The organism is Bradyrhizobium sp. SZCCHNR1093 (assembly GCF_032381175.1).
Lineage (GTDB): Bacteria > Pseudomonadota > Alphaproteobacteria > Rhizobiales > Xanthobacteraceae > Bradyrhizobium.
This window is the reverse complement of record NZ_JAUHJJ010000002.1, coordinates 305452-318642: the sequence shown is the minus strand read 5'-3', so window position 1 is coordinate 318642 and position 13191 is coordinate 305452. Positions and strand designations below refer to the sequence as shown.

The window sequence follows — 13191 nt, the reverse complement described above, 5'->3', positions numbered from 1 at the left end:
ACGTCCGTTTCTCGACGCCTCGGCGTCTCGGTCTCAGCGCCCCATCGCCCAGATCGCCGCCATGGCAATGACGACCGCGACGAACTGCAGGATCACCCGCCAGCGCATCAGCTTCTGCGACAGGTTCGGCGAGCCGCCGCGCGTCATGTTGACGAGGCCGAGAAACAGCACAAGGGCGACCGCGCCGACGGCGATGGGAAGGATGAATTTACCGAGAAGTGAAGCCATCGGGGCTAGATAACACCGCAGACGCAAGAGCGCCATGGCGGATCCGCGCGGCCGGCGCTGCAACTTCTGGCTTTTGGACCCGTAATATCGGATTGTACAAACCAAGTTTCTTTTGCGGAGTGCAGGGACAGGTGAAGGCGCTTCGCTACATCTTCCACGTCGTCATGGACGCGTTCTACACCTTCCTCGCCGACGACGGCTGGGCGATCGCCAGCCATATCGCGCTGTCGACGCTGATGGCGCTGTTTCCGTTCCTGATCGTCCTGACCTCGCTCGCCGGCTTTCTCGGCTCCAAGGACCTGGCCGACCAGGCCGCCACCCTGATGCTCGAGACCTGGCCGGCGCAGGTCGCGGATGCGCTGACCGGCGAGATCCACGACGTGCTGACCACGACCCGGACCGATGCGCTGACCATCGGCGCCGTGCTCGCGGTCTACTTCGCCTCGAATGGCGTCGAGGCGCTGCGGGTCGCGCTCAACCGCGCCTATGGCGTGATCGAGCAGCGCCGCTGGTACTGGCTGCGGCTGGAATCAATCGGCTATACTCTGGTCGCCGCGTTCACGGCGCTGGCGATGTCGTTCCTGATCGTGCTCGGCCCGCTGATGCTGGCCACAGCCCGGCGCTATTTGCCGCTGGCGGTCGAAGCCAACGAGCGCTTCGTCAACCTGTCGCGCTACGGCATCACCATCAGCGCGCTGATCGTCGCGCTGTTCATCCTGCACGCCTGGCTGCCGGCGGGCCGGCGCAGCTTCATGCAGATCGTGCCCGGCATCGTCTTCACCTTCGTCGCCTCGCTGGTGTCGGGCATCGTGTTCGGCCAGTATCTGGCGCGCTTCGCCAACAACTACGTCACGATGTATGCGGGGCTCGCGTCGGTGATCATCGCGCTGGTGTTCCTGTATTTCATCGCCGCGATTTTCGTGTATGGCGGCGAGTTGAACGCCTCGATCATCAAGTCGCGGCTGCCGCGCGGCGTATCGCTCCAAGAAGCGCAGTCGCTAGAGCCCGCGGCGAAACGGGCTTGAGCAGGAACGCGTCCGCGCCGGCAGCGCGCGAGGCCGCCTCGTCCTCGCCGCGTCCGGACACGCCGATGATCGGGATAGTCCCTTGGGGCGCGTCCAGCTTGCGAATGCGAGCAATCGCCTCGACGCCGTTGATGCCGGGCAGCACCATGTCCATCAGCACCGCATCGTAATTGCCGGCCGCGATCCGCTCCGGCGCCGCCTCGCCACGGCCGATGAACTCGGCCTGGTGGCCGAGCTCGTTGAGGATGGTGTTGAGCACCACGCGGCCGAACGGATTGTCCTCGACCCCGAGGATGCGCAACGGCCTTGTCGGCGCCAGGGTCACGCCATTCTCCGATCCGCCCGCCGCGGTGTGCGGCGCGGCCGCAACGGTCAGCGTCACGGTCAGCGTGAAGGTCGTGCCGCCGCCTTCATGCGGCGCCACGGCGACGTCGCCCCCCATCGCGCGCGCCAGCTGCCGGACCGAGGACAGGCCGAGGCCGGCGCCGCCGAAGCGCGAGGCGATCGAGACATTGGCTTGGCTGAACGGGCGGAACAGCCGCTTGATCTCCTTCAGGGTCAGGCCGATGCCCGAATCCGAGACGTGGAAGGCGATCGCGGCGCGGCCCCTGTTCGCGCCTCGGCCTGCGCCCGTGCTCGGCTTGCCGCGACCGCCGCGACGTGCGGGAACGACCTCCAGCGCGACGCCGCCCTGCTCGGTGAACTTCACCGCATTGTCGATCAGGTTCTCCAGCGCAGCGCGCAGCCGCACGGGATCGCCGAACACGAGTCCCGGCAAGTCGTCGGAGACGTGGACCTTGACATCCAGCCCCTTGGCGGCGGCGCGGCCCGACAGCGAGTCTCCGGCGGCCCGCGCCAGCACGCGCAGATCGAACAGATCCTCACGCAGCAGCGCGCCGGCGGTCTCGTCCTTGGCGGCATCGACGAACAGGGTGGCGAGGCTCGACAGATGCTCCGCGCCGGCCTTGATCGTATCGACCCAGCGCCGCTCGCGCTCGCCGAGCTCGGAGGTGGCAAGCAGGTCGCTGATGGCGAGAATGCCTGTCAGCGGCGTGCGCACCTCATGGGCGAACACCGCCAGCGCGGCTTCGACGACCCCTGGTGATCCGGCACCAGCCCTGGGCACTGACTTCGCGGTTTCGGGCTTCCTCACTCCGGACTTGGCCGCGCTTCGCCGGCTCCCCGCCATCGCCGTGACCTGAGGAACGTGCTTCTTGAGCGGTCGCGCCTTGGCGCGCTCCTTGGCCGGCGCCGCCTTCGCGGCCTTGGCCTTCGGCGGTTGTGTCTTCGGCGTTTGTGTCTTCGGCGCTTGTGCTGCGGGCGACGGCATCCTGACGGATGTCGTCCTGGAGGACGCCTTTTCAGCGGGCGCTCTGGACGCGCCGGCGGGCCTGGGCGCAGCCGGCTTGGCCGGTCGGGCCCGACGCCCCGTACTCATCTTCCGAACGCGCTTCATCATGGCCCCTGTGACATGAACTCCGAAAAACGAAGGGGCACTTGTACTGTCATGTCTCGTCGTGCCGCTTTCGATTGAAGCTCCCGATTACCCGCGCCATTGAGCAGCATGGCACGGTCGTTTCCGGGTGTCACGATGCCCCGGAGGTTGTCCCCGCCGGAAACATTCGGAGATATCAGGGCTGCGGACAGGACACGGCTAGACCATGCCGATCCTGTGTCGGATTTCCGTCGGCGAGACGCCTTCCGCGCGCAAGGCGCGCAATCCCGTCGCCTGGGTGGACTTGGACAGCTTGTGGCCCTGCGCGTCGCGAATCAGTTGGTGATGCCGATAGGCCGGGGCCGGCAGGCCGAGCAGGACCTGCAGCAGCCGGTGGACGCTCGTGGCATGAAACAGGTCCTGTCCACGCACCACCTCCGTCACCCCCTGCAGGGCGTCGTCGATCACGACGGAGAGGTGATAGCTGGTCGGCGTCTCCTTGCGCGCCAAGACCACATCCCCCCAGGCCTCCGGCCTTGCTTCGACCCTGCCACTCTCGCCCCAAGGCCCGGCGCCATACTCGTCCCAGGCCGCCCGGCCCGCGCGCGCGACCGCGGCGGCCATGTCGAGCCGCAAGGCATAGGGCGCGCCGCTGGCCATCAGTGCCGCACGGTGCGCCTCGGAGAGCGAGGTCGCCGTCCCCGGATAGAGCGGCGCGCCATCCGGATCGCGCGGCCAAGCCCCCTCTGCATTCCGTTGCGCGACCATCCGCGCGACCTCGGCCCGGCTCTCGAAGCTCGGATAGACCAGCCCCATGCCCTGCAGCCGCTCCAGCGCAGCGCGATACTCGGCGAGGTGCTCCGATTGCCGCCGCACCGGCTGCTCCCAGGTGATGCCGAGCCAGGCGAGGTCCTCATAGATCGCCTGCTCGAACTCGGGGCGGCAGCGGGTCGGGTCGATGTCCTCGATGCGCAGCAGCAAGCGGCCGCCGCTCCGCTGCGCGCATTGGAAGTTCAACAGCGCCGAAAAAGCGTGGCCGAGATGCAGATAGCCGTTCGGGCTGGGGGCGAATCGGAAAACGGGTGGCATGTCATCTCGTCCTTGCCGGACTTGAGCTGGCGTGGTCCGACGATCATTCTTCGCGGGCTCGTTCGATCCGAGATGGATACGCGGGTCAAGCCCGCGCATGACAATGGAAAAGGTCGCACTGAGATGACCCTTCACCTCGATAGCCAGGACATCCTCGAGGATGCGATCCGCGACCTGGTGAAGCAGGACGCGCGGCTGGCGCCGATCCTCGCCGCCGCCGGCATGCCGGCGCTGCGGCGGCGCGAGCCAGGCTTTGCCGGGATCGCGCACATCGTCTGCGGCCAGCAACTGTCGACCGCCAGCGCGGCCGCGATCTGGGGCCGGCTGCAGGCGGCATTCGATCCGTTCGATGCCGACGCCATCCGCCGCGCCCGCGCCGACCGGCTGGGACGGCTCGGTCTCTCTGCGGCCAAGATCAAGACGCTGAAGCACATCGCGCGCGAGCTTGGCGCCGGGCGGCTCAATCTCGACGTGCTCGCCAATGAGGACGCCGATGCGGCCCACGCCACCTTGACGACCCTGCCCGGCATCGGACCGTGGACCGCCGACGTCTACCTGCTGTTCTGCCTCGGCCATGGCGATGCCTGGCCGGCCGGCGACCTCGCCGTGCAGGAGGCGGTCAAGGTCGGGCTCGGCCTTGCGGCGCGGCCTACGGCCAAGCAGATGATGCCGCTGGCCGAATCGTGGCGCCCGCTGCGCGGCGCGGCGGCGCACCTGTGGTGGAGCTATTACCGCGTGGTCAAGAAGCGCGAGGGCGTCATCGCATCGGCGAACTAACAACTCCGGTGAACGCCGTTTCAAACAAAGTTGGGGTTGCAAAACGGTCATCGATGTCGGCCAGGATCGCACCACGACGCACATCATCGAACGGCCGAGGTCTTCATCATGCAATCGTCCGACTTCATCGTCACACGCAACGATCTGCAGCAGTGCAAGACGATCGTCACCGAGCTTCCCGATGGCGCCGCGCTTCCTGCCGAGGCGCTGCTGGTGAAGGTCGACCGCTTCGCCTTCACCGCCAACAACATCACCTACGCGCTGCTCGGCGAGCAGTTGAAATATTGGCAACTGTTTCCTGCGCCCGACGGCTTCGGCATCATTCCCGTGTGGGGCTTCGGCGACGTGATCGCCTCCCGCCATCCTGCCGTCGCGGAAGGCGAGCGCCTGTTCGGCTACTTCCCGATGGCGACGCATCTCGTCATCGAGGCCGCCGACGTCGGCAAGCGCGGCCTGCGCGACGCGGCCGCACACCGGCAGGGCGTCGCGCCGGTCTACAACGCCTATGCGCGGGTCGGCGACGATCCCGCCTTTGCCGGACGGCAAGGCGACTATCAGGCCCTGCTGCGCCCACTGTTCATGCTGTCGTTCCTGGTCGATGACTTTCTCGCCGAACAGGCCCAATTCGGCGCAACGACCGTGATCCTGTCCTCGGCCTCGAGCAAGACCGCGTTCGGACTCGCCCACCTCTTGCATACGCAGCGCAAGGGCATCCGCGTGATCGGGCTGACCTCGCCATCGCATGCGGCCTTCGTCCGCTCGCTCGGCTGCTACGACGAGGTCGTGACCTACGATGCGGTCGACATGCTCGACGCGACGTCGCGCGCGGCCTTCGTCGACATGGCCGGCAATGCCAGTCTGCGCGCCGCGCTGCATCGACACTACGGCGACAACCTCGTCTATTCCGGCCGCATCGGCCTGACGCATCAGGACGGCAGCGATGATGTCGAGACGCTTTCCGGCGCCCGGCCCACCTGGTTCTTCGCGCCTGACCAGATCAGGAAGCGCGCCAAGGAATGGGGACCGGGCGGCATCGAGGCGCGGCTCGGCGCGGCGTGGCGGGACTTCGCTCCGCGGCTCGACGGCTGGCTCACGATCACGGAAGGACGCGGACCGGAGGCCGTGCAGCGCGTCTATCTCGACACCTTGCAAGGTCATATTCCGCCGCATCAGGGCCACATGCTGACGATGGCGACGTAACCAGGTTTTCACCCGCGACCAAAGCCGTGTAGCGTTGCCAGGACTGAGGTTGCACGGAGGCAGGGAGGCGAGGCGATGTCCATTCTTGGAACGGGCAATTTCACCTATCGCGTCGTCAAGGACTGGGCCAGGCTGCCCGAGGGCTGGGCGCTGACCGACGTCGCCTCGGTTGCCGTGGATAGCAAGGACCGCGTCTACGCCTTCAATCGCGGCGCCCATCCGATGATCGTGTTCGACCGCGGCGGCAATTTCATCAAGAGCTGGGGCGAGGGCCTGTTCAGCCGCGCCCACGGCCTGTCGATCGACGGCGACGACAATCTGTACTGCACCGATGATGGCGACCACACCGTCCGCAAATGCACTCCGGAAGGGACGGTGCTGCTGACCATCGGCCTGCCGAAGCGTCCGACCCCGTTCATGAGCGGCGAGCCGTTCAACCGCTGCACCCACACCGCGCTGTCGCCCTCGGGCGAGATCTATGTCTCCGACGGTTACGGCAATGCGCGGGTCCACAAATACACCCCCGACGGCAGATTGATCCGCAGCTGGGGCGAGCCAGGCTCGGATCCCGGCCAGTTCAACATCGTTCACAACATCGCGACCGATGCCGATGGCTTCGTCTACGTCGCCGATCGCGAGAACCACCGCATCCAGATCTTCGACGGCGACGGCCGCTACGAGACGCAGTGGAACAATCTGCACCGGCCCTGCGCGCTGTGCGCCTACGGCGCGGAGCGCAGGACCTTCATCATCGGTGAGCTCGGCCCGGGCATGCCGGTCAACCTCAACGTCCCCAATCTCGGCCCTCGCCTGACCATCACGGATGCTGGCGGTCAGCGGCTGGCGCGGCTGGGCGGCGAGCACGGCCCGGGCCTGGAAACCGGCCGTTTCCTGGCGCCGCACGGCCTCGCGATCGACAGCGGCGGCGACATCTATGTCGGCGAGGTCGGCGTCACCAATTGGAGCACAAGCTTCCCGGACCGGCCGATGCCCGCCGAGGTCAGGATCTCCCACTGCCTGCAGAAGCTGGAGCGGGTCCCGGGCTGACTTTTGGTCCGGCTGGTCCTCTCCCCAAACCGAAGACATGCAACTGATTTGCAGTGCAGCGACCTAACCCTCTGCCACGGTTCTGACGCGCTTTGGGCCGAAGCTGGAAGGGCGGGAGAAGCTGTGTCAAGCCATGTGTCAAGCCATTCTTGGGGCTTCACAATCCCGTCACGCTGCATGTAGTATATGAGGGCATGCTGCTTCGCAGCCGTTATGGAGGCCAGGAGCGTTACTTGAACGCACATGTCTCGCAAGGCGGTTGGCCGGTGTTGGTGCTGAACGCGGACTTCCGGCCGCTGAGTTATTACCCGCTGTCTCTCTGGTCGTGGCAAGACGCGATCAAGGCGGTGTTCCTCGATCGCGTCAACATTGTCGAATACTACGACAGAGCGATCCGAAGTCCCTCCTTCGAGATCCAGCTGCCCAGCGTGGTTTCGCTGAAATCCTTCGTGAAGCCGACGACGCATCCGGCCTTCACCCGCTTCAACGTCTTCCTCCGCGACCGCTTCGCCTGCCAGTACTGCCACTCCGGCGACGACCTGACCTTCGACCACGTCATTCCCCGCAGCAAGGGTGGCCAGACCACCTGGGAAAACGTCGTCGCCGCCTGCTCGCCCTGCAATCTGAAGAAGGGCAATCTGACCCCGCAGCAGGCCAAGATGTTCCCCAAGCAGGCGCCCTACGCGCCGACCGTCCACCAGCTCCATCGCAACGGCCGGCTGTTTCCGCCGAACTACCTGCACGACAGCTGGCTCGACTATCTCTATTGGGACACCGAGCTCGATCCGTAGCGGATCGGCGCTTTGTCGTCGTCGTTGGACCTCTGTGAAATGGCGGAAGCGCTCGCACGGCCGTGCCGGCTGGGGGTGATCGATGTCCGACGTCGACGACCACCGGCTCGATCGGCCAGACGGCTCGCCGCATGGCTCGGCCGTCCGGCGGTATAATGGGCTGGATTAACCCCACCTTAGGCCCCTGTTCAGCATGCTCCTGCGTCGCCGCGTTGGGCGCCGCCATGGCTGCCCGCTTCCGTCACCGATTCAGCAGGGCCGTCCGTTCCGCGCATGCAGACCGCAATCACCGAGTGCAAAGCGGCGGCGCTCGCGAAAGCCCAGGCAGCGAGCTCGCTGCAGAACATTTCCCTGACGCTGTTCGCCAATGTGGCGATCGCAACGTCGCTGGCGCTGTTGCTGTATCTCAGAGAGGGGGGCACGCTCATCTTCTGGTGGCTGGCAGCCGCCATCACCTTCGCGGCGCTCCGCGCTGGATGGGTGTCGTACCTGAAGTCTTCCGGACGGATCGAGCGCGATCCACGGCGCGTGCTGCGCAATCTCACCATCATGGCTTTCGCCAGCGGAGTGCTGTGGGCGATCGTCCCGCTCGCGCTGCCGGCCTTCTCCCGCGCGCACAACGTCAACGACGTCGTCTTCATCATGGCCGGCACCACCACCGGCGCCATCATCCAGAGTCTTGCTTTTTCGCCGATGGCGATCGCCTTCGGCGCGCCGCTGATGGGCTCGACCGTGTTGCGGATGCTGATCTCGGGCAGCGATGTCGACTACATCGTTGCGGTCGACGTCGCATTCCTGACCTTCATGCTGTTCCGCGCATCGCGGCTCGGCGAGCGCAACTTCATTGCGAGCCAGAATACCGCCATCGAGGCGACGGTGCTGGCGGAATCCGTCGCCGAGGCCAACCACGCCCTGGAGCGCCTGGTTCGCACGGACTCGCTCACCGGGCTCGCCAATCGCAGTCACTTCCGCACCGTGGCCGCCGCGGCCTGCCGTTCCGGACGTGGGGTCGCATTCCTCCTGATCGACGTCGACAACTTCAAGACCATCAACGATACGCGCGGCCACGACGCCGGCGACCGGGTCATCCAGGCAGTCGCCACCCTGCTGCAGTCCGCCTGCCACGCCGACGATCTGCCGGTTCGCCTGGGCGGCGACGAGTTCGTGGTCGTCATGCAGGGTGACGATGTCGCGAGCCGATCCGTCGCACTCGCCGAATGGCTGATGGCCGCCCTCACGCAGCCGCTCGCGATCGCGGGCCAGGTGCTGCCCGTCAGCTGCTCGATCGGCATCGCGGCGCATGCGGAAGGCTCGATCGATCTGGAAGAGCTCTCCGCCCGCGCCGACGTCGCGCTGTATCGCGCCAAGGACGACGGTCGCGGCTGCATGCGCGTGTTCGACGCCAAGATGCAGTCCGAGCTGACGCTGCAGCGCCGGCTCGATGCGGAGCTCCCCGCCGCGCTGGCCCGCCGCGAGCTCCACGTCGAATTCCAGCCCCAGGTCGCGATGGCCACGCAGGAGGTCATCGGGTTCGAGGCGCTGCTGCGCTGGAAGCACCCGAGCGCCGGACTGATCCCGCCGCCGGACATCGTGTCCGCGGCGATCCGATTGCGCCTGTCCGGCCAGCTCACGGAGTTCGTGGGCGAGCGCGTCTGCGCGTTCCTGCGCGCGCTCGACCGCAAGAAGGCGCACGGCATCCGGGTATCGATCAACGTCTCGCCGCGGGAATTCCCGCTTCACTCGCCAGCGCAGACCCTCAAGACCGTCTCCGAGCGCTACGGCGTCGATCCCCACCGGATCGAGATCGAGGTGACCGAAGAGGCGATGTTCGACCCCAAGCGCTGCGCCGACGAATTGAAGCTGATCGACCAATACGGCTTTGGTCTTGCGATCGACGATTTCGGCGTCGGCCATTCCTCGATTGCCAACCTGATGGCGGTCGAGATCGACACCATCAAGGTCGACCGCTCCTTCATCCACGGCATCGCCAGCAATCGACGGGATCAGCAGCTCGTCGCCGCCATCACCGCGGTGGCGCTGCCGCTCGGCCACCGCATGATCGCCGAGGGCGTCGAGAGCGAGGCGGATGCCGAGTGCCTTCGCATGCTCGGCTGCTCCTATGGACAGGGCTGGCTGTATGGCAAGCCGATGAAGGAGGACGACGCCATCGCGTGGCTCGTCCAGCATCGCAGCGGTGCTGCTGCCGCGGTCGAGCGCTTGCCGCGCAGCGCGTAGGTGCGGCGCGGACGTCGCGCTCACGGATGGACCAGCACATCGGCAAGACCATGGGCAAGGCTCGGTCCGAAGGCGCCGGCCCACGCGGCGGCGATGACGAGGACGAGTCCGGGGACGAGACGCAGGGCGAAGGACGACCCACCGCTGGTCCACGCCACCACGATCTTGCTGATCGTGTTCGTCGACAGCGCCGCGAGCACCGGAGCCACGGCATCGGCCGCGCTGATCTTGCCCGATGCGGCGAGCGCAGCCGCGGCCGCCGCCGGCGCATGGGTATCGACGAGACCGGCGACGGCGGCGCTCGCCACCAGGCCGGCTTCGCCGAACGCCTCGCGCAACGCGGCCGACAGCACCAGCACCGCTGAGATCGTCAGCGCCAGCAACAGCGCGCCCGGCAGGCTGAAGGCGTGTCCGGGCGGCAGGTCCGCGGCGCCACTCTGCCGCAAGCCGACGATCGTGAAGATCGCACCGTAGATCGCCGCCGCCGCGCCGGCGCATAGCAGCGGAACCAGCAGCGCCTGCAGCGCCGGCAGGCTGGTGACGGCCAGCACCGCGGCGAGCTGAGCGATGGTCGCGACGGTCGACAATGTCGCGCCCGCAGCCGCGGCACCGCCAAGCTCCGGCGCCTTGCGCGCCCGCGCGCCCATCGCGCCGATCGTGGCCGTGCTGGAGACGAAGCCCGAGGCGAAGCCGGATACGGCGAGCCCGCCGCGTGCGCCGAGCAGACGCATCGAGACATGTCCGGCGGCACCGATCGCCATCATCAGGACGACGAGCGTCCAGATGCCGCGCAGATTGAGCGCGCCGTACGGACCGATCGGCTGATCCGGGAGCAGAGGCAGCACCACCAGCGTGGCCGCGGCAAAGATCAGGCCGTCCTTGAGCTCGCTCTCGCTGAGCACCGAACGGACGAAGTCGTGCAGCACCGGCCGGGCCGCCAGCAGCACCGCCAGCACGACGGCGACGCCCGCCGCCAGAGCAGGTTGCTCGGTGGCGAGGCCGCCGAGCAGGACGGTCAGGATCAGCGCCGCCTCCGAGGTCAGTCCCGGATCGTCGCTGCGCGAACGCCAATAGGCGATCGCCGTGAGGACCATGATTCCAGCGGTGACGATGGCCAGCAGCACCTTGCCGCCGATCAGCATGCTCACCGCGCCGGCCAGCGAGGCGACGGCAAAGGTCCGCAAGCCCGCGGGCGAGCGCCCGGGCCCTTCGCCCTTGCGACGCTCGCGCTCCAAGCCGATCAGCAATCCGATGCCGAGCGCGACGACGATCGCGATGATCCCAGGATTGAGGCTCATGACATCCGGCATCGACATGGTCCTGAATCACATCGCCGGGTCGACGCCGGGGACCATCGGGAAACATGATACATCGGGCTGACAGTTCCTTCCCGGCCGGCTCAAGGCGCGACGAACGCGCTGACGATCATCAGCATACACGTGATGAGACCGAGCGCAGGGACCCATAGCGGCACCCGCACATGGGCGGCATCCGATCCAATGCGCCGGATGCGAATACGAAGCAGGCACAGGTTGACGATGGCAAAGATCGTCAGCGTCGCGAGCGAGGTGCCTTCCGCCAGCCGCTCCAGCGGGAAGGCCAGCGCGAGAACCGCGACCGCCAGCATGACGAGCCCGGTTGCGATCAGCGGCGTTCCGGTGCGGGGATCGACCCGGCCGGCGATGCGCGGCAGGTCGCCCTGCCCCGCCATGCCATAGACGACGCGGGCCGTCATCGTCATCTGGGCGAGAATGGTGTTGAGCGTGGACACGATCGCGATCGCATTGAAGGTGGCCGGACTGATGCCCGCTACGGCATTGAACACCACGCTGAGCGGCGCGGAAGAGGCCGACAGCGTGCCCGGCGGCACGGCGGTCACCGCAATCGCTGCAATCAGCACATACAGTACGGCGGTGATCAGCAGCGTGAGCGCCATCGCCCGCGGAATGTTTCGCTGCGGGCTCTTGGCCTCCTCCACGACGTTGGCGAGGTCCTCGAAGCCGACGAAGGCGAAGAACGCGAGCAGGCCGGCGAACGTGATGCCTGAGAGAACGCCGAGATCGAGCGGCGGCGGCGTCAGCAAGGCAGGGCCGAACGCGACGCCGGAGTGAACGGCCGAGACGACGATCCACACCAGTCCGCCGGTCTCGATCAAGGTCAGCAGTCCGGCGAGCATCACCGATTCGAGAATGCCCCAGGACGCGACCATGCCGAGCGCGACCACGATGGCCATCGCGATCAGCGGCGTCGGCAGATCGATCAGTTGCCGGATGTAGCCGGCGCCGCCGAGCGTCACCGCGGCCGCCGCGATGATGCCGGTGGCGAGCCGCAGCGTGCCGACCGCCGTCGACAACAGCCGCGACTTGAATGCCGCGCGGGCATAGGCGGCTTCGCCGGCACTCACGGGATAGCGGGTCGCAAGTTCGGCATAGGAGGCGGCGGTGAACGCCATCACGAACGCCGCCAGCGCAAAGGCCCAGGAGGAATGGACTCCCGCATGACCGGCGACCGCGCCGATCAGGACGTAGATGCCGGCTCCGACGGTTACGCCCGTGCCATAGAGGACCAGCAGCGGCAGTCCGAGCCGCCGCCGCAAGCCAGATGGAGGCACGATGGGATCTTGCGGCACCACGACGTCCATTCTTGATCACAACGAATAACAGAGTTGTAGGGGCTTAAGGGAGCAAGCGCGAGCGCTCTTGATCTCGGTCAACCGGGACACGCGCGAGACTCTCTGGGCTGCGGCATTCGGCCGCCGGGCCTTCTTCGCGAGGCGCGTTCGCCTTCACGGCCATCGGCCAACTTGAGATGCGCCGCGTCGAGACATGACTTCGCACTCTCGCGGCGCGATGGGCCCGAGCTGTGCTGATCGATCTCCTCTCGAAACGAGAGGGCGCAGGGAAGGCCGAGCCTCGGCTGAGGCCCGTGGCCCCCGTGCGACAAGAATGCACGGGGCAGGAACCACAGGATCAGCCGGATCGACCCGGCCTTCCCTGCGCGATGGTTTTCACGGCTGCTCCGCGCTCTCCCCGGGGACCGGCTTGTTTGCCCCCGTCGCTCGCAACCACGCACGAACGTGATCGCAAGCTTGGCGCCAGCTTCGGGGTGCCAGGACCACACGGCTTGACCGTCCGCCACGACATCAGTCGTCTTGCGCGCGAACGCGCCCGACCTCGCGACGGCCACCACTCCCCGCCCCCGCGTATCGTGACGACGCGTACGCCCCTCTCTGCATGAGGCGGGATGCGCGGGAGGTAAGCATGATTTCCGGAAAAACGAAACAAGCATATTTTTCGCAGGCGGGCTGGACATCAGCGGCAGATTGCGCTCGCCACCTCGATCGATTTGCCCGACGGGCAGTCCG

At 67.1% G+C, this 13191-nt stretch carries 11 protein-coding genes; 6 read left to right on the top strand and 5 right to left on the bottom strand.

What is annotated here, in order from left to right:
* Window positions 1–33: 33 nt before the first annotated feature.
* A complete protein-coding gene (locus QX070_RS07065; RefSeq protein ID WP_015664263.1) occupies window positions 34–228 on the bottom strand; it encodes a twin transmembrane helix small protein in 195 nt (64 codons plus the stop codon).
* 131 nt (window positions 229–359) lie between these two features.
* Here QX070_RS07065 and QX070_RS07060 point away from each other — a divergent pair, with 131 nt between their 5' ends.
* On the top strand, window positions 360–1253 hold the full coding sequence (locus QX070_RS07060; RefSeq protein WP_315736201.1) for a YihY/virulence factor BrkB family protein: 894 nt from the start codon (window positions 360–362) through the stop codon (window positions 1251–1253).
* On the opposite strand, the gene QX070_RS07055 is transcribed toward QX070_RS07060, so the two are convergent.
* Both QX070_RS07055 and gluQRS read right to left on the bottom strand, forming a co-directional pair.
* On the bottom strand, window positions 1180–2334 hold the full coding sequence (locus QX070_RS07055) for an ATP-binding protein (protein ID WP_409998898.1): 1155 nt from the start codon (window positions 2332–2334) through the stop codon (window positions 1180–1182). The genes QX070_RS07060 and QX070_RS07055 overlap by 74 nt on opposite strands.
* A 573-nt stretch (window positions 2335–2907) precedes the next feature.
* Window positions 2908–3777: a tRNA glutamyl-Q(34) synthetase GluQRS gene (gene gluQRS / locus QX070_RS07050; protein ID WP_315736199.1), complete on the bottom strand. Its 870-nt coding sequence runs from the start codon at window positions 3775–3777 to the stop codon at window positions 2908–2910.
* Window positions 3778–3900: 123 nt separating this feature from the next.
* Between gluQRS and QX070_RS07045 the strand changes: the two genes are divergently transcribed.
* From QX070_RS07045 to QX070_RS07025, 5 genes are all read left to right on the top strand, one after another.
* The gene (locus QX070_RS07045; protein ID WP_315736198.1) at window positions 3901–4554 is read left to right on the top strand and encodes a DNA-3-methyladenine glycosylase 2 family protein; all 654 of its coding nucleotides are present in this window, start codon (window positions 3901–3903) and stop codon (window positions 4552–4554) included.
* A gap of 108 nt (window positions 4555–4662) precedes the next feature.
* Window positions 4663–5754, top strand: a complete 1092-nt coding sequence (locus QX070_RS07040; RefSeq protein ID WP_315736197.1) for a DUF2855 family protein — start codon at window positions 4663–4665, stop codon at window positions 5752–5754.
* Between the two features lie 75 nt (window positions 5755–5829).
* Window positions 5830–6801: a peptidyl-alpha-hydroxyglycine alpha-amidating lyase family protein gene (locus tag QX070_RS07035; RefSeq protein WP_315736196.1), complete on the top strand. Its 972-nt coding sequence runs from the start codon at window positions 5830–5832 to the stop codon at window positions 6799–6801.
* Window positions 6802–7034: 233 nt separating this feature from the next.
* Window positions 7035–7592: an HNH endonuclease gene (locus QX070_RS07030; protein ID WP_009025578.1), complete on the top strand. Its 558-nt coding sequence runs from the start codon at window positions 7035–7037 to the stop codon at window positions 7590–7592.
* A 273-nt stretch (window positions 7593–7865) separates the two neighbouring features.
* Entirely contained in the window at window positions 7866–9827 is a 1962-nt protein-coding gene (locus QX070_RS07025; RefSeq protein ID WP_315736195.1) for a putative bifunctional diguanylate cyclase/phosphodiesterase, read from the top strand.
* A 20-nt stretch (window positions 9828–9847) separates the two neighbouring features.
* Here QX070_RS07025 and QX070_RS07020 read toward each other — a convergent pair whose 3' ends face one another.
* Together QX070_RS07020 and QX070_RS07015 are read right to left on the bottom strand one after the other, a co-directional pair.
* Window positions 9848–11143 (bottom strand): MgtC/SapB family protein, encoded by a 1296-nt coding sequence (locus tag QX070_RS07020; RefSeq protein ID WP_315736194.1) that lies wholly within the window; start codon window positions 11141–11143, stop codon window positions 9848–9850.
* Between the two features lie 83 nt (window positions 11144–11226).
* A complete protein-coding gene (locus QX070_RS07015; RefSeq protein ID WP_315736193.1) occupies window positions 11227–12438 on the bottom strand; it encodes an APC family permease in 1212 nt (403 codons plus the stop codon).
* Window positions 12439–13191: the final 753 nt, after the last annotated feature.

What these genes read in the sequence shown, in the direction of transcription:
- gluQRS (WP_315736199.1), bottom strand. Translation starts at nt 3,777, where the DNA reads ATGCCACCCGTTTTCCGATTCGCCCCCAGCCCGAACGGCTATCTGCAT.
- QX070_RS07020 (WP_315736194.1), bottom strand. Translation starts at nt 11,143, where the DNA reads ATGTCGATGCCGGATGTCATGAGCCTCAATCCTGGGATCATCGCGATC.
- QX070_RS07040 (WP_315736197.1), top strand. Translation starts at nt 4,663, where the DNA reads ATGCAATCGTCCGACTTCATCGTCACACGCAACGATCTGCAGCAGTGC.
- QX070_RS07035 (WP_315736196.1), top strand. Translation starts at nt 5,830, where the DNA reads ATGTCCATTCTTGGAACGGGCAATTTCACCTATCGCGTCGTCAAGGAC.
- QX070_RS07025 (WP_315736195.1), top strand. Translation starts at nt 7,866, where the DNA reads ATGCAGACCGCAATCACCGAGTGCAAAGCGGCGGCGCTCGCGAAAGCC.
- QX070_RS07065 (WP_015664263.1), bottom strand. Translation starts at nt 228, where the DNA reads ATGGCTTCACTTCTCGGTAAATTCATCCTTCCCATCGCCGTCGGCGCG.
- QX070_RS07045 (WP_315736198.1), top strand. Translation starts at nt 3,901, where the DNA reads ATGACCCTTCACCTCGATAGCCAGGACATCCTCGAGGATGCGATCCGC.